Here is a 13,711-nt window from a genome sequence, read left to right as displayed (position 1 = left end):
AACGATCCGCCGTCGGACCCATCGCCGGCGACGGATCAGGCTTGCGCCCGCTCATTGCCATCCGCCGTTCGGCAGGCGGCCGTGATATGGCGTGTCGCGGCAATGGCCCCACGGGCCCAGCCAGTAGCCGGGAGGGCAAGCGTAGGTCGAGACCGGCGGCGCTGCATAGATCACCGGACGCGGCGCGACATAGACCGGCGGCGCGTAATGGCAATGGCCCCAGGTACCGCGCCAGCCGTTCGGACCGCAGCCCTGGGCGGCGTGAGCGGTATTCACCACAAGAGCGGACGTGGCCATGACGGCGACGGCCAATGCTGAACGAAGTGTTGACATGATGATTCTCCTTCACCCTGGTGGTTTTCGATAAGCGTCGTTTTCGTGTGCTGCAGGACGCATGATCGGCTTCGAGAGTTAGGTGAAAGTGAGCACTCGGACGACGCTCGTCCGCGGGTCGATCGGCATCGACGTCGAGGTGATTTGCCCGGCGAACGAATGAATTGGCTGCCAATCATCTCCACTTGACTCGCGCTGAAAATTTAGGCAATATCTTTCCACTGTAAACATATCGGCATTTGGCTTCGCATGGCCGTCATGCGTAGTCCGCATTACGCGAAACGCACGGCCGGCTGCCATCACGCGAACCTCCCCCAACTCTGGAGTCCACGATGAATCTCTTGCTGAGCTTTGCCCCGTTTCTAGCCTTTGCGGTGATCGAACGCCTTGCCGGCGCGCAGGCGGGACTGCTTGCCGGTGCGCTCGTCGCCGCCGCGCTGCTGGTGCGCGATCTCGTAAGCCCGGCTCGCCACGTCAAGCTGCTGGACGCCTGCACCGTCCTGCTATTTGGGGCGCTGGCCATCTATGCGCTGACCAGTGACGTGCACTGGTCGATCGCCGCGGTACGGCTGCGTGTCGATGCAGGGCTTGCGCTGGTCGTGCTGGCGTCGATCGCATTGCGGCGGCCATTCACGCTGCAATACGCACGCGAGACCGTCGATCGCGAGCAGTGGAACAGCGAGCGTTTCATCCACGTCAACTATGTGATCAGCGCCGCCTGGGCGCTCGCGTTCGGCATGCTGGTGCTCGCGGACATCGCGATGGTTTATGCGCCGGCGCTGCCCCATTCGGTGGGCGTGATGGCGACCGTGGCCGCGCTGGTCGCCGCGGTCAAGTTCACGTCGTGGTATCCGGAACAGCACGCGGCCGGGCAGGCATCGCGCTAGCAATGGCGTTTGGCGGCCCTGCGCTTCAGCATCGCAGGGCTCGGAACATCGACTAATTTCACGCTAATTCACGAGGCTCACGATGACTCTATCCCGCACGGAAAGACCCCTTCGGCTCTCCGCAGATGCGGTTCGATCATCACGAGGATTAGCATCATGGACACGCAAACCGTCCCTTCCACCCAGTCCGACGACACCGCCACCGCACCCGCTGACGCAGCCGGCGCAGCGCTGGAGCCGCCGCCATCGAACGAAGATCTGCTGCCGTTCTATCTGCTCGCCATGGCCGGCGCTTATTGACGACGACACAGCGAGCCGCCACACCGCGTTATGTGGCGTCTCGATCCGCCACCTGCGCCAGCAGGATTTCGGCACGCCACGAGTCCCGGCCTCTCATCGCTGCGCACGCAGCGAAGTCTTCGAATCGTCCCGCATCCACGCTTGCGTCGGCACGCACAAACCCCCTCACTCATTCGACCAGATCGGCACTGCGGATCATGCCGCCGCGCGTGCGTCGGTTATCATTCAATCGCTCGCCTGTCGTGGCCCGGCCACGCACCCGCGAGCTGCGAGCCAGGCACAACCTGACTGCTGCCGACAGGACGATCATGAGAATTCTCCTCGTTGAAGACGATTTGCAGATTGGCCAAAGTCTGCTGCGTGCACTCAAGGACGCCGACTATAGCGTCGACTGGGTCAGGGACGGCATCGCCGGGCGCGACGCCATGGCCAACGCCGAATACACTGTCGTGCTGCTCGATCTGGGCTTGCCCGGCATGAGCGGCATCGAGCTGCTGAAGTCGTCGCGCGCGGCCGGCAACGCGGTCCCGGTGTTGATCCTGACCGCCCGCGACGATCTCGATTCGCGCGTACAGGGTCTCGATGTCGGCGCCGACGATTACCTGCTCAAGCCTTTCGACGTCCCCGAACTGCTCGCCCGCATCCGTGCAGTGATCCGCCGCAAGGCCGGCTACGCGTCGTCGCGTCTCGGCGACGAATCGCTCAGCCTCGATCTCGACAAACGCACGCTGACCTGCAACGGCACCACCACGGTGCTCTCCGCACGCGAATTCGCGCTAATGCTCGCGTTTCTCGAACGCCCCGGCACGATCCTGTCGCGCGAACAACTCGAAGACCGTTTGTACGGCTGGGGCAAAGAGGTCGAAAGCAACGCGGTGGATGTGCTGATTCATTCGGTGCGCAAGAAGTTTGGGCTCACCGTGATTCGCAACGTGCGAGGGCTCGGCTGGACCGTCATGCTCGGCGAAGCCGGCAAAGGACCGGCTTCATGACACGCCTGCGCAGTCTCATCGCGGCGACTTCGCTGCTGGCGCTATTCGGCGCCACGCAGGCCGCGCTCGTCGAAGCGAAAACCGTCCACTACGCGAACGAAAAGGCCTGCCCGGTCGTTGCCGATCGCCCGGATCAAAAGCCATCGATTCGTGAGCAGATCGCGCATACGGTGAACGGCGACATCGCGTACTACCGCTTCGGCCGCGGCACGCCGATCGTGCTGCAAACCGGCTTTCGCGCGACGATGGCCGAATGGGACGCCGCCTTTCTGACCGATCTCGCCAGGCGGCACGAAGTGATCGTCTTCGACAACCGCGGCATCGGCCGCTCCGAACCGGCGGCATCCAGCTTTTCCGCACGGGACATGACACTCGACGCCGCCGCGCTGATCGACACACTGCACCTCTCCGACGTCACCTTCGTCGGCTGGTCGATGGGCGGCGCCATTGCCCAGCAACTCGCGTTCGACCCGCCGCTCGCCGTGCGGCGCATCGTCCTCATGAGCGCGCCCGCACCAGGGTCGCTCGGCGTGCCGGTGACGCCCGACGTCGAAGCCACCCTGTCCGGCAAGCCGGGCACCAGCTTCATGGATGTCATGCGGGTCCTGTTTCCGCCCACTGCGGTGGACGCAGCGCAACGGTGCTTCCGTAAGAATATGTTCCAGCCGGCCGGTTACCAGTCGCCGGCCATTTCGGCGACGGTGACCGAAGGCCAGTCCGCACTGCTACATGACTGGGCCGGCGACGAGGCCGCCGCAGCAGCGCTGAAAAACGTGCGCCTCGCTACCCTGGTCCTCACGGGCGCCGACGATCAGGTCTTGCCGAAGCAGAACTCGGAAGCGCTCGCCGAGCAGATTCCGCATGCGCAACTGCTCGTCGTGCGTTCGGCGGGCCACGCGATGATGTATCAATACCCGCAGGCGCTCGCCGCCGCGATCAACGCGTTCATCGCAAGGTCGCACCCGCCCAGCAGCGGCAAATAAATCGCGAAGCCTCGGCCAGCGCCGCGCGCGCTTCCGGCACGAACGGCGCGAAGCACTGCCACGCGTGCGGCATTGCATGCCATTGTGCGAACTCCACTGCATTGCCTGCGCGTTGAAGTCTTGCCGCGAGCTCGCGCGCGTCGATGTTCAACGCCTCGGCGTCGCTGGTCTGCACGTGAATGGGCGGCAAGCCATGCAGCTTCGCGCGCGCGGGCGACGCCAGCCGCTCGAAGCGCCTGACGTTGCGCAGATACATGTCGGCGGCCGCTTCCATCGCGGTGCGGTTCATCGACAACGCGTTATGGCTCGCGCGCCAGATCGTCGTCAGGTCCGCCCAAGGCGAGAACAGCACGGCCCCGGCGGGCAGCGGCTCGCCCGCGTCGCGCAGCGCCACCAGCGCGGCGAGCGCGAGCCCGGCGCCCGCCGAGTCGCCGGCGAACACGATCGAACTCGGCGCGATGCGGCGCGCCAGCAGCGCCCGATAGGCGCGCAAGGTGTCCTCCAGCGCGGCGGGAAACGGATGTTCGGGCGCGAGGCTGTAGTCCAGCGCGAACACCGCCGATTGCGTCGAGTGGGCCAGTTCGACGGTCAACGCACGATGCGTCGCGGGGGAGCCGAAGTAGTACGCGCCGCCGTGCAGGTACAGCACCACTGTCTCTTCCGATTCCTGTGAAGCGCCTGGCGGACGAATCCATTCGCCCTTCAGTTCGGCATCGGCGTGACGGCGCACGCGCGGATAAAGGCATGCCGCGGCGAGCCGGCTAGGCAAAGTGTAGCGATGCGCGCGCAAACGCAGCGCCTGCACGTCGGGCGCCGGGCGGCGGCTCGAACTGAAGTGCAGCGCCATCACTAGCGGAATCGCGCGTCGCACCCAGGCGGCCTGCCAGCTTTCGGCACGCGGTCGCGTAAGCGTGTCGAGCGGCACGCCATCGGTCGAAGTGGTTTGGGATTGCTGGACGTTCATGATGATCTGATCGGAAAGAAACGGCCGCGGACGCCGTGGTCAGCGCGGCTCGCGCGATGCGAGCGGGGCTGTTCGTCGTGAATTCATCGCGGATTCGACGTGCATGTGCCCCGCTTGTCCAGGAAGTCGACGCGCTCAACGCGTCGCCATTTCGGCGGAGACCTGCATCTCGGCGCGAGCCTGCTGCATCAAGACAATCGCCCTGCCTGCATGGCCGCCCATGTCGTAGCCGTTGGCGCGCTGTGCGGCGCGCATCCGCTCGATCGCCTGCTGCGCGTTGAAGTCCGCGGCTTCGATGTTCGGATGACGGCTCATGTAGTAGCCGTAGCCGTAACCATCGTCGGCGACCGCACAGCCGGATACGAGTGAAAGCGCCAGCGCGGTAGCGGCGACAAAAGCCCATTGACGTTGCTTCATGACTGATATTCCTCTTGATCGTTGATTGTTGGTTCGTGGTACTGCCGGTTCAGGCACGCGTCCTAACGGCGCCAGTAGCCATAGCCGTAACCCCACCCGCCGTAATAGCGCGGATACTGCGGATGCCCGTAGTACCCAATCACGACAGGCGCCGTGTACACCGGCGGCGGAGGTGGCGGCGCTGCGTAGTAGACCGGCGGCGGCACGTAAGCCGGCACTACCGGCACTACCGGCACCATCGGAAACGCCGGCGCGCCTACACCTACGCCCACGCCGACGAACACATGCGCTTCGGCGCAACTCACCAGGCCGACACCGAGCGCCGCAGCGACTACCAGATGGCGAATGACTTTCATTTTCTGTTCCCCTTGTCGATCGGTGCGAGTCGGTTGGCTGCATCGAATGACTGCATTGTGGTCACGCAGAATGAGGGGGAAATTAGCCGGGTGTCAGTTCGAAATTTGCGCATTGCCAAGGCGTTAATCGCCGGTTTCGAGCGCTCATTTCCGGCTCATTCTTCGCGCCTAAGCTTCATTCCATCGACGGGCAACGCCGGCTCCCACAGCCGGACCGAAACGGCTCGTTGCAACACGGACTGGAGAAAATCATGTTTACTGAACTTGCGAAGAAACTGAGCGCCTTGCTGATCACCACCGAGGACTACGAACGCGAGTCCTATCTGGCGTCGTCGGTCGATCTGGTCGATCTGGAACACCGCATCAACGTCGTCGAAACGCATGCGGATCCGGCGCGCTGGTATGCGTCCAGCACGCCGCACGAATGGAGGATTTGAAGCGCGTGTTCCCGCCCACGCTGGAATGCGTGGCTCGTGCAAACGTTGCCAATGCGGGTGGATCAACTAGCTCGCGTGCTCCGGCGTAACGCGCCGTTCACGCGGGCTATTTGCGCGCCGCCACCCAGTTGCCATGAAAACCGTTCGGCACGCGGTGCGGATTTCCATCGTTGCTGCGGCCGCGCGCCGAAGGCGCCGACGTCCGCAACCACGCCCGCCTGTTCGGCAAGCCAGCGCTGCGTGTGTACCCAGCGGTTCCGGTACGTCACGTCGCCGTTCGCGAACTCGAAGCAATGGACCATCCCATGCCCCGCAAACCAGTGCTGCACCGGATCGGGACGAAGCGGGTTCGGGCCGTTGCGGACCAGCACGCCCGCCAGCCTGGAGGGCAACTCGCCGCGCACAGGCAGCGGGCCACAGTCGACTTCGAAATCGATCGGCGCCAGGTTGGCGCGGTAGCCATTCATTTTCAAACGTTCGTTCATACGCCCGCCCAAAATTTTCCAATGGAAAGATTTTGATTTCAGCGACCCGTCTGGTCAACCATCTTCTCACTAGAAACATCTGCCAGATCGAAGCGCTGCCATGCAAGACACGGCCGGGTGCTTGCCTGGCTTGCCGGCAGCGGCGCTCGGCCGACCCGTCAAGAACTCGAATGCACACGCAACCGTGTTCGACCTGATCGCGCGACGCCCCCCATTCTCGGCAATGCGAACCAACAGACGGGCACATCGCATCAGTTTTCTCTAGAGTTGAAGGGTCGACCATCCAACACGCCGGTCGGCTTTGTCGCGCTAACTGTTCAGCGTGAGATTCAATCAAAGGGAAAATCAAATGAGAACTTCTGTTCACCACGAAGTAATGGCCTATTCCGAAGAGCAAACCGGGGTTCGTCAACTTCAAACGGGCGCCCCCTTGGCACTTAAACACACCATCAGCCCGGACGAGATCCGGGACAACCTGCCCGCCGGCCAAGGCGGCGTCGGGTTTTTATTTCACGCTACCGACTGGGAGACACTTTCGTTTTCATTTCACAATGTGAAGCACAGAAACGCGTCTTTCGAAGAAGAGCTTTGGAACACCAAGCCTTTCATTGCCTCACCGATCTATTCGGGCTCCCAGATCATCGGGGCCAATATTGCCTGTCCGGTTCCGCTCGAGCTATGGCTCGGCAGCCCGCGCGGCATCAAGCGATTCCGCGAGACGCAATTTTTCCCGGCACTGGAGCTGGCAAGACAAGCGGGCCTGAACATGGTGGCAATGGGCGCTTCCACGCCGTACGCCTGCAACTACGGCGCACTGCCGCGCGATACCAAGCCGCCGCATATCACCACGGGTCACGCCGCCACCGCGGCGATGCTGAAAGACTGGGCCATGCACTGCTGCAATGAACTCGACCTCGAGTTCGGCAAGACCAAGCTTGCTCTATTCGGCGCGGCCGGCCGGCTCGGCACGACGGTGGCCAAATACGCGCTCTACAAAGATGCACCGCGCGAGCTTGTTCTGATCGATCTGCCGGACAAGGTGAACCTGCTCACGGAACAAGCCAAGGAGTTGATGGCCTCGGACCTGCTCGGCAAAACGCGGGTTTCCGTGCACACGTTCAGTCCGAACACACCCTTGCCGGACTTCGACGGCGCCATTCTGGCGAGCAGCACCAGCGTGCCCTACCTCACCGCAGCCGACCTCAAGCGCGCGCAGTTCTGGATCGACGACTCGCACCCCCGGGCGGCGAGCGTCGAGGCTGAACTCGCGTCACGCGGTCATACGCTATATATTGAGTGCTTCGCCCGTGGCCCGGCCGGACTCAACACCACCTTCCCGTTCCGGCTGCCGACCACGCGCGATTGCTATACCTGTTTCGCCGAAGGCTACTCCGCCTGGCAGGAAGGCATTGCGTCCGACTTCATCATCGGCAGCCCGCCCGTGTGGTCCGTCTCCTACACGCACAGCCTGCTGAAGAAGTACGGCTTTGCGGTCGGCCCTTTCCATGGGAAAAACGGCTCGCCGATCGAACTGGATGCACAACTTCGCGGCAAGCGAGAATTGATGGGCTCGTAAACGTCATTGGAGGCCTGATGGTAATACCGCGCGAGAGCATGCGGGACGTGCTGGAACGAAGCCGGTTTGCAATACGATGGGGCGGCGCACTGGGCCTCCTGTGCCACCCCATCTACTACGTAGTCTGGACCTATGTCCTGCCGCAACCTTACGACAACCTCTCCCTTCGATTGAGTGCGGCGCTCGTCTGCATTCCGTTGATTTTCCAGGCGCATTGGCCGAAGCGGTTCAACCATTACCTGCTGATCTATTGGCATTGCTGCCTGATCTACGTACTGCCATTCGTTTGCACTTTTCTCGCGATCAGAAATTCATTCTCCACCATGTGGATGATGACCGAGGTCATGATGATCTTCATCATGGCGCTGTGCATCGACAATCCGCTTTTGCTGATGGGCTGCATCGGCATCGGCGTATTCTCCGGGGCGCTCGCCGCGGTGATCAGTTCGCCGGTTCCGATTGTCGTGACCGCCGCCGATCAATCGAATCTCGCCTTGCTGCCGGTCGTCGTTCTGTGCAGCATGGCCTTCAGCCATGCGATCAGCAAAGGGCGCATCTTCGTCGAAAAGAACCGTGCGCTGCAGGCCCTCGCGGGTTCGATCGCTCATGAAATGCGCAACCCTCTCAGCCAGTTGCGCTACGTGCTGGATCGCGTGGAAGAAGCCCTGCCCGTGACAATGGGCTCCAACCGGCCGCTGGCACTCACACACGACAGGCACGATAGCCACGACAGGGCCGAGAGCGCCGCGGGGCTTTATCGTCATCTCGCCCAAGGGCAGTTGTCGATCGAGCGTGGCCTGCGCATCATCGCCATGACGCTCGACGAAGTCAGCGCCAAACCCATCCGCCCGGATTACCTCACGTATCTGAGTGCGACGAGCACCACGCGTAAGGCGCTGGAAGAATACGGCTTCGGCGATGAAAAGGAGCGCGACAAGGTCAGGCTCGTGGTGCGCGAAGACTTCACCTTCAAGGTCGACGAAACCGTCTATCTGTTCACCCTGTTCAACCTGATCAAGAACGCGCTACATCACATCGCTACGCACCCGGCGGCCACGCTCACGCTGACGATCGAGCAGCAGTCGGTCATGGTTCGCGACACCGGTCCCGGCATTGCGCCCGACATGCTGTCGCATCTGTTCGAGCCCTTCCGTACAGCGGGCAATTCGGACGGCACAGGACTCGGACTCGCCTATTGCCAGCGCGCGATGCGCGCCTTCGGCGGCAGCATCAGTTGCCGTTCGGAAGTCGGCAAATTCACGGAATTCACGCTGCAATTTCCCGTCGTCCCGAAGAGCGAAATCGTGGACCACGAGCGGCAGATTTTCGAACGCGCCACGCCTGTCTTCAAAGACAAGCGCATTCTCATCGTGGACGACGACGCGGGTCAGCGCGCGCGAGCCTGCCGTGCGCTGTCGAAAGTGGGCGCATACCTGAGCGAAGCGGAAAACGGCGCGATCGCGTTGAGCGTGCTTCGGGAATCGGCCCCTTACGACCTCGTGTTGATGGACATCAACATGCCGGTTCTGGATGGCTACGCGACCGCCGAGAGAATTCGCGCCGGTCACGATTATCCGAGCTGGAATGTCCTGATCGCCGCCTATACGGCCGAGCCCGGCACGGTGGTGCGCGTACTCGCCCGCCGAGCCGGCATGGACGAAATCATCAGCAAATCCTGCAGCGTGCTCGAATTGATCACGACGCTCCAGGCGCTTTTCGAAAACGGCAACCGGCACCACTTGAGCCAGAAATCCGACGCGTTCTCCGGCAAATCGATCCTGGTCGCGGACGACGACACCTACAGCCGGCTGGTGGCCAAAGCCTATCTGGAGCGATGCGGCGCGAGCGTCGTCGAGGCCGAGCATGGGCAGGCCGTGCTCGCGCATCTGCAGGCGGACGGCGTGATCGACGCGATCGTCATGGATATGAATATGCCGGGAATGGGCGGCCTGGAAACGACCGCATCGATTCGCGCCCGTGCCGATTCGTACGCCGCCCTGCCGATCATCGCCTTGACCAGCCAGTCCGATATCAAGGCGGTCCAGACCTGTCTGGCAGTGGGCATGAACGAAGTCATGATCAAACCCGTGCAAGCCAGTTCTCTCTATGCGTGCCTTGCGAGACAGTTTGCACGGCAACGTGGCTCGAACGCGCCGACGGAAGCCGGTCTACCGCCGACGCCACCGGCCATGCCGGCGGGCAAGCTGCCGATCGTGAGCGAAAGCGAACTGCTCGACGAGAAACACCTCGAAGAACTGGCGTCGCTCGATCTGCTCGACGAATCGTTCCTCAAAGGCATCGAGCAGATTCGCCAGCTCGTGGCCCGGCTGGCGGCCAGTGTCGCGGCTGTCGACCTCGAATCGACGCACGGCGCGCTGCACCTCCTGCTGGGCGTCAGCGGCAATATCGGCGCAAGAGCGCTGCATCAGTTCGCGCGGCAAATCTATCCGCGCGTGGTGGAAGGCGAATGGCCGGTGGAAACCGACTGGCTCGCGCGCATCTGCATCTTGAGCGAGCGTTCAACCGATGCGTTGCAGACGTATTTCGCCACGGCCAAGGCACGCCGCGATCATCGGGATTTTCTGAGCGACTAGTGGTGATGCAAGCGGTGACACAAGCGGCCATCCAGGCCATTCGATTTCATCGCGAGGCCACCTGACTGTCGGACGGTTCTTCGTCGTCAGCGGTGTGCATGTGGCTATTGAAACTGGGAAAGCCCATGGTCACCGTGGTCCCCGCACCGACCGTGGATTCGATCCGCAGGCAGCCGCCGAACGATTGCATAATGCGGTTGCAGAAGATCATGCCCATGCCGTGGCCGCCGGCGCCGGCGTAAGTGGTGACCGGATCCTGCAGCAAACGTGCTTTGACCTCTGGCGCGATTCCCGGGCCATTGTCGCGAATGCGGATCTCCGGTTCAGGGAAAGCCACCACTTCGAGGCGCAACGAAGGCGCGCTGGTGCCGTCGAGCGCGCGCAGCGCGTTGGACAGCAGTGAAGACAGCACGAGCGCCACGCAATTGGGCATGGCGTGCACGACAAAATCCCCTTCCACGTCGACCTTCACCCAATCGCGCTGCGACGCGACAAACGGATAGGTGTCGAGCAGCGTGGCGATCAACCGCGTCGCTCTGACCGCGCGCGTGCCACCGCCCGAGGCGGACTTCTGGCCGCCGCTCTTGTGCACCGTCGCCCAGAAAGACGAGATCAGCGTCAGGCAATACTGGGCGTTGTTCAGCATCGACTTTGCCGCGAGGCCGATCTCCCGTTGACGCTCCGGGTCGTATTGCTCGGCCACGTCGTTCTCGACGGAGCGCGCGAACAGCGAGATCGTCGCCAACGGCGTATTCAGCTCGTGGGCGAGAAAAGCGAGCGTCTCGTCCATTGCCAGCAGCCGCTGTTGACGCGTTTCCCGCTCCGTATAGCGCGCGGTTGCCAGTTGCAGAACCTCGCGCACCATGTCCGTTCGCAGCGGCTTTTCGATAATGCGGAACACGTCGCCCGTATTGACCGTTTGCAGCAGCATGTCCTTGTCCGCATAGGCGGTCACGAGAATGCGCACGATTTGCGGATACTCCTGCGCCACCTGGCGCAACAGATCGTCGCCGTCGCGGCCCGGCATGCGGAAGTCCGTCACCAGCACCGCAATTTCCGAAGCGTGCTTGCCTAGCACCGTCATCGCCTCGTCGGCGCTTTGGGCGACATACACTTTGTAATCGGCACTCATCGCGCGCGCGAAGTGGTTGCGCGACATCTCGTCGTCGTCGACGAAGAGAATGGAAAACGGCGGCTGCATAGGGTCACTCATCGCATTCCCAGCGGATGGCGGCGGGTCGACATTGCACGGAGCCCACGTTGCGGATGATAAAAACGGCTTGCCGGTGACAAGCGCCGAACCGATTTGGAGTTTGGAAGTATAGGGTATCGCGTCAGACAAAAACCGGGGGAAACACCGCACGCCCTTACCCAATATGCATCGCCGCCGGTCAGACCGGCTCGCTGCTTGCGAAGGCACGCCGCTTGCGTGCTGCCGGAACCGGACTTCTCGACTGTCGGCTGCCCGTCGGGGTGGCACAGCATGGACGCCCGACTCCTTCCACCAAGGGGAAGCGGTGTCATGGAATTGACCAACGATGGCGATACCGGCCGGGCCGGGCGCGTGCGCAGGCGGCGGCAGTCCCGCGTGCTGTCGCGATACGCCGGGCGGCCCATCCGGCTGATCTGGCGCTACGTAGCCCGTCGCAAGCTGGCGCACGCCATCGTGCTGGCCAGCGTCGTGGCAGCGGTCGGCTGTGCACTCGCATCGCAATATGGGATCCGCAATCTGATCGACGCGTTGCCGGGCGGCCGCGCCCATCCGCAACAGGTGATTCACGCGTTTGCCGTGCTCGTCGCGCTGATCCTCGCCGACAATCTCTTCTGGCGCATTGCCGGATGGATCTCGGCGCGCACGTTCGTGGCGGTGACAGGCGACATCCGGCGCGAGATGTTCGACTATCTCACCGTGCACGCCCCGACCTTCTTCGCCGACAAGCAACCCGGCGTCCTGTCGAGCCGGATATCGGCGACGGCCAACGCGGTGTACGTGATCGAAAACACGGTGGCGTGGACGGCCTTTCCGCCGTGCCTGACCGTGGTCGGGGCGATCGTCATGGTCGGCGTGGTCAGCATTCCCATGAGCCTCACGCTGGTCACGATTTCGGTCGGGCTGGCTTTCTGCCTGTTCCTGCTGGCGCGCAAAGGCACCGCCCGGCACGAGGCGTTCGCCGCGCAGGCTGCCTCGGTCGACGGCGAACTCGTGGACGTCATCGGCAATATGGGGCTGGTCCGCGCCTTCTGCGCCGTGGTGATGGAACGGGGGCGCTTCGACGCGCTGCTCGCCGCCGAAGGCGATGCCCGCAAGCGCAGCCTGCTTTACCTCGAGAAGCTGCGCCTGTTGCACGCGTTCGCCACCTGCATTCTGTCGGCTTGCGTGCTCGGGTGGACCGTGTGGCTGTGGAGCGTCGGCCGTGCGACCACCGGCGACGTCGTTCTGGTCGGCTCACTCGGTTTCTCGATCCTGCACGGCTCGCGCGATATTGCCGTGGCGTTCGTCGACCTGACCCAGCATGTCGCCCGGCTTGGCGAAGCGTCGCAGACACTGCTGATCCCGCACGCCATGCCCGAGCCGACCAGGGCGGCGGCGCTCGAAGTCCGGCGCGCCACCGTGGACTTCGAAGACGTGACGTTCGCGTATCCGGGGCGCCGCCCGGTATTGAGCGGTCTGAACCTGCATATCGGCGCGGGCGAGCGCGTCGGTCTCGTCGGCCCCTCGGGGGCGGGAAAATCGACCATCCTCGCGCTCCTGCAGCACTTCTACGAGCCTGGCTCCGGGTACGTGCGGATTTCGGGCCAGGACATTGCGCATGTCACGTTGCAAAGCTTGCAAGGCGCCATCTCGGTCGTGCCGCAGGACGCTTCCCTGTTTCACCGCTCGCTGCTGGACAACATCCGCTACGGCTGTCCCGACGCGAGCGAGGCCGACGTGCGCCGCGCGTGCGAGGACGCCTATTGCCTCGATTTCATCAACGCGATGCCCGAAGGGCTCAACACCGTCGCGGGCGACCGCGGCACCAAACTCTCTGGCGGACAGCGCCAGCGCATCGCAATCGCCCGGGCCATCCTGAAAGACTCGCCCATCCTGCTGCTCGACGAAGCGACGTCGGCGCTCGATACCGCATCGGAGATCGCCATTCAGGCGGCGCTCGAACGGCTCATGAAGCATCGCACCGTCGTCGCGATCGCTCACCGGCTCTCGACGTTGCAGTCCTTCGACCGGATCGTGGTGCTCAACCGCGGCCGTGTCGTTCAGCAAGGCACGCCGGCCGAGCTGGCCGCCGTGCCGGGCATCTATCGCGACACGCTGGCGCGGCAGATCAGACGCACGCCCGCTCCGCGTCCCGATCTCATGTGATGCGGGACGCACGCGACGGCGCAAGGGAC

At 63.4% G+C, this 13,711-nt stretch carries 15 protein-coding genes; 8 read left to right on the top strand and 7 right to left on the bottom strand.

What is annotated here, in order from left to right:
* Window positions 1–51 precede the first annotated feature (51 nt).
* Complete coding sequence (locus P0D73_RS16585; RefSeq protein ID WP_408432098.1) at window positions 52–333, bottom strand: GCG_CRPN prefix-to-repeats domain-containing protein; 282 nt, start codon at window positions 331–333, stop codon at window positions 52–54.
* 332 nt (window positions 334–665) lie between these two features.
* Here P0D73_RS16585 and P0D73_RS16580 point away from each other — a divergent pair, with 332 nt between their 5' ends.
* Window positions 666–1,220, top strand: a complete 555-nt coding sequence (locus P0D73_RS16580; RefSeq protein ID WP_408432096.1) for a hypothetical protein — start codon at window positions 666–668, stop codon at window positions 1,218–1,220.
* A 156-nt stretch (window positions 1,221–1,376) separates the two neighbouring features.
* The gene (locus tag P0D73_RS16575) at window positions 1,377–1,520 is read left to right on the top strand and encodes a hypothetical protein (RefSeq protein WP_408432094.1); all 144 of its coding nucleotides are present in this window, start codon (window positions 1,377–1,379) and stop codon (window positions 1,518–1,520) included.
* 169 nt (window positions 1,521–1,689) lie between these two features.
* Here the strand turns inward: P0D73_RS16575 and P0D73_RS16570 are convergent, their stop codons facing one another.
* On the bottom strand, window positions 1,690–1,830 hold the full coding sequence (locus P0D73_RS16570) for a hypothetical protein (RefSeq protein ID WP_408281542.1): 141 nt from the start codon (window positions 1,828–1,830) through the stop codon (window positions 1,690–1,692).
* Here P0D73_RS16570 and P0D73_RS16565 point away from each other — a divergent pair.
* Both P0D73_RS16565 and P0D73_RS16560 read left to right on the top strand, forming a co-directional pair.
* Entirely contained in the window at window positions 1,829–2,512 is a 684-nt protein-coding gene (locus P0D73_RS16565) for a response regulator transcription factor (RefSeq protein WP_342960036.1), read from the top strand. The genes P0D73_RS16570 and P0D73_RS16565 overlap by 2 nt on opposite strands.
* A complete protein-coding gene (locus P0D73_RS16560) occupies window positions 2,509–3,495 on the top strand; it encodes an alpha/beta fold hydrolase (RefSeq protein WP_408432092.1) in 987 nt (328 codons plus the stop codon). Before P0D73_RS16565 ends, P0D73_RS16560 begins: the two co-directional genes overlap by 4 nt.
* Here the strand turns inward: P0D73_RS16560 and P0D73_RS16555 are convergent.
* The 3 genes from P0D73_RS16555 to P0D73_RS16545 form a co-directional block, all read right to left on the bottom strand.
* Window positions 3,458–4,459 (bottom strand): alpha/beta hydrolase, encoded by a 1,002-nt coding sequence (locus P0D73_RS16555; protein ID WP_408432090.1) that lies wholly within the window; start codon window positions 4,457–4,459, stop codon window positions 3,458–3,460. The two genes, P0D73_RS16560 and P0D73_RS16555, sit on opposite strands and share 38 nt — an antisense overlap.
* Before the next feature lie 135 nt (window positions 4,460–4,594).
* A complete protein-coding gene (locus P0D73_RS16550) occupies window positions 4,595–4,876 on the bottom strand; it encodes a hypothetical protein (RefSeq protein ID WP_408432088.1) in 282 nt (93 codons plus the stop codon).
* A 62-nt stretch (window positions 4,877–4,938) separates the two neighbouring features.
* Window positions 4,939–5,232, bottom strand: a complete 294-nt coding sequence (locus P0D73_RS16545) for a hypothetical protein (protein ID WP_408177191.1) — start codon at window positions 5,230–5,232, stop codon at window positions 4,939–4,941.
* A 251-nt stretch (window positions 5,233–5,483) separates the two neighbouring features.
* On the opposite strand from P0D73_RS16545, the gene P0D73_RS16540 reads away from it, so the two are divergent.
* A complete protein-coding gene (locus P0D73_RS16540) occupies window positions 5,484–5,669 on the top strand; it encodes a DUF3563 family protein (RefSeq protein WP_408432086.1) in 186 nt (61 codons plus the stop codon).
* A gap of 62 nt (window positions 5,670–5,731) precedes the next feature.
* Here P0D73_RS16540 and P0D73_RS16535 read toward each other — a convergent pair whose 3' ends face one another.
* Window positions 5,732–6,154 carry a carotenoid oxygenase family protein gene (locus tag P0D73_RS16535; protein ID WP_408432084.1) on the bottom strand — a complete coding sequence of 141 codons (423 nt, stop codon included), beginning with the start codon at window positions 6,152–6,154 and terminating at the stop codon, window positions 5,732–5,734.
* Between the two features lie 376 nt (window positions 6,155–6,530).
* Between P0D73_RS16535 and P0D73_RS16530 the strand changes: the two genes are divergently transcribed.
* A complete protein-coding gene (locus P0D73_RS16530; protein WP_408281559.1) occupies window positions 6,531–7,730 on the top strand; it encodes a hypothetical protein in 1,200 nt (399 codons plus the stop codon).
* 17 nt (window positions 7,731–7,747) lie between these two features.
* A complete protein-coding gene (locus P0D73_RS16525) occupies window positions 7,748–10,324 on the top strand; it encodes an ATP-binding response regulator (RefSeq protein WP_408432082.1) in 2,577 nt (858 codons plus the stop codon).
* A gap of 46 nt (window positions 10,325–10,370) precedes the next feature.
* On the opposite strand, the gene P0D73_RS16520 is transcribed toward P0D73_RS16525, so the two are convergent.
* The gene (locus P0D73_RS16520) at window positions 10,371–11,537 is read right to left on the bottom strand and encodes a hybrid sensor histidine kinase/response regulator (protein ID WP_132382643.1); all 1,167 of its coding nucleotides are present in this window, start codon (window positions 11,535–11,537) and stop codon (window positions 10,371–10,373) included.
* Between the two features lie 309 nt (window positions 11,538–11,846).
* Here P0D73_RS16520 and P0D73_RS16515 point away from each other — a divergent pair, with 309 nt between their 5' ends.
* Window positions 11,847–13,682, top strand: coding sequence for an ABC transporter ATP-binding protein (locus P0D73_RS16515; protein WP_408432149.1), 1,836 nt, complete (start codon window positions 11,847–11,849; stop codon window positions 13,680–13,682).
* Window positions 13,683–13,711: the final 29 nt, after the last annotated feature.

Source organism: Paraburkholderia sp. RL18-101-BIB-B (assembly GCF_046026985.1).
Classification (GTDB): domain Bacteria; phylum Pseudomonadota; class Gammaproteobacteria; order Burkholderiales; family Burkholderiaceae; genus Paraburkholderia.
This window is presented reverse-complemented; position numbering and strand designations above follow the sequence as displayed.

Coding starts and splice junctions, on each gene's coding strand:
- P0D73_RS16585 (WP_408432098.1), bottom strand. CDS start 333: ATGTCAACACTTCGTTCAGCATTGGCCGTCGCCGTCATGGCCACGTCC.
- P0D73_RS16580 (WP_408432096.1), top strand. CDS start 666: ATGAATCTCTTGCTGAGCTTTGCCCCGTTTCTAGCCTTTGCGGTGATC.
- P0D73_RS16575 (WP_408432094.1), top strand. CDS start 1,377: ATGGACACGCAAACCGTCCCTTCCACCCAGTCCGACGACACCGCCACC.
- P0D73_RS16565 (WP_342960036.1), top strand. CDS start 1,829: ATGAGAATTCTCCTCGTTGAAGACGATTTGCAGATTGGCCAAAGTCTG.
- P0D73_RS16570 (WP_408281542.1), bottom strand. CDS start 1,830: ATGATCGTCCTGTCGGCAGCAGTCAGGTTGTGCCTGGCTCGCAGCTCG.
- P0D73_RS16560 (WP_408432092.1), top strand. CDS start 2,509: ATGACACGCCTGCGCAGTCTCATCGCGGCGACTTCGCTGCTGGCGCTA.
- P0D73_RS16555 (WP_408432090.1), bottom strand. CDS start 4,459: ATGAACGTCCAGCAATCCCAAACCACTTCGACCGATGGCGTGCCGCTC.
- P0D73_RS16550 (WP_408432088.1), bottom strand. CDS start 4,876: ATGAAGCAACGTCAATGGGCTTTTGTCGCCGCTACCGCGCTGGCGCTT.
- P0D73_RS16545 (WP_408177191.1), bottom strand. CDS start 5,232: ATGAAAGTCATTCGCCATCTGGTAGTCGCTGCGGCGCTCGGTGTCGGC.
- P0D73_RS16540 (WP_408432086.1), top strand. CDS start 5,484: ATGTTTACTGAACTTGCGAAGAAACTGAGCGCCTTGCTGATCACCACC.
- P0D73_RS16535 (WP_408432084.1), bottom strand. CDS start 6,154: ATGAACGAACGTTTGAAAATGAATGGCTACCGCGCCAACCTGGCGCCG.
- P0D73_RS16530 (WP_408281559.1), top strand. CDS start 6,531: ATGGCCTATTCCGAAGAGCAAACCGGGGTTCGTCAACTTCAAACGGGC.
- P0D73_RS16525 (WP_408432082.1), top strand. CDS start 7,748: ATGGTAATACCGCGCGAGAGCATGCGGGACGTGCTGGAACGAAGCCGG.
- P0D73_RS16520 (WP_132382643.1), bottom strand. CDS start 11,537: ATGAGTGACCCTATGCAGCCGCCGTTTTCCATTCTCTTCGTCGACGAC.
- P0D73_RS16515 (WP_408432149.1), top strand. CDS start 11,847: ATGGAATTGACCAACGATGGCGATACCGGCCGGGCCGGGCGCGTGCGC.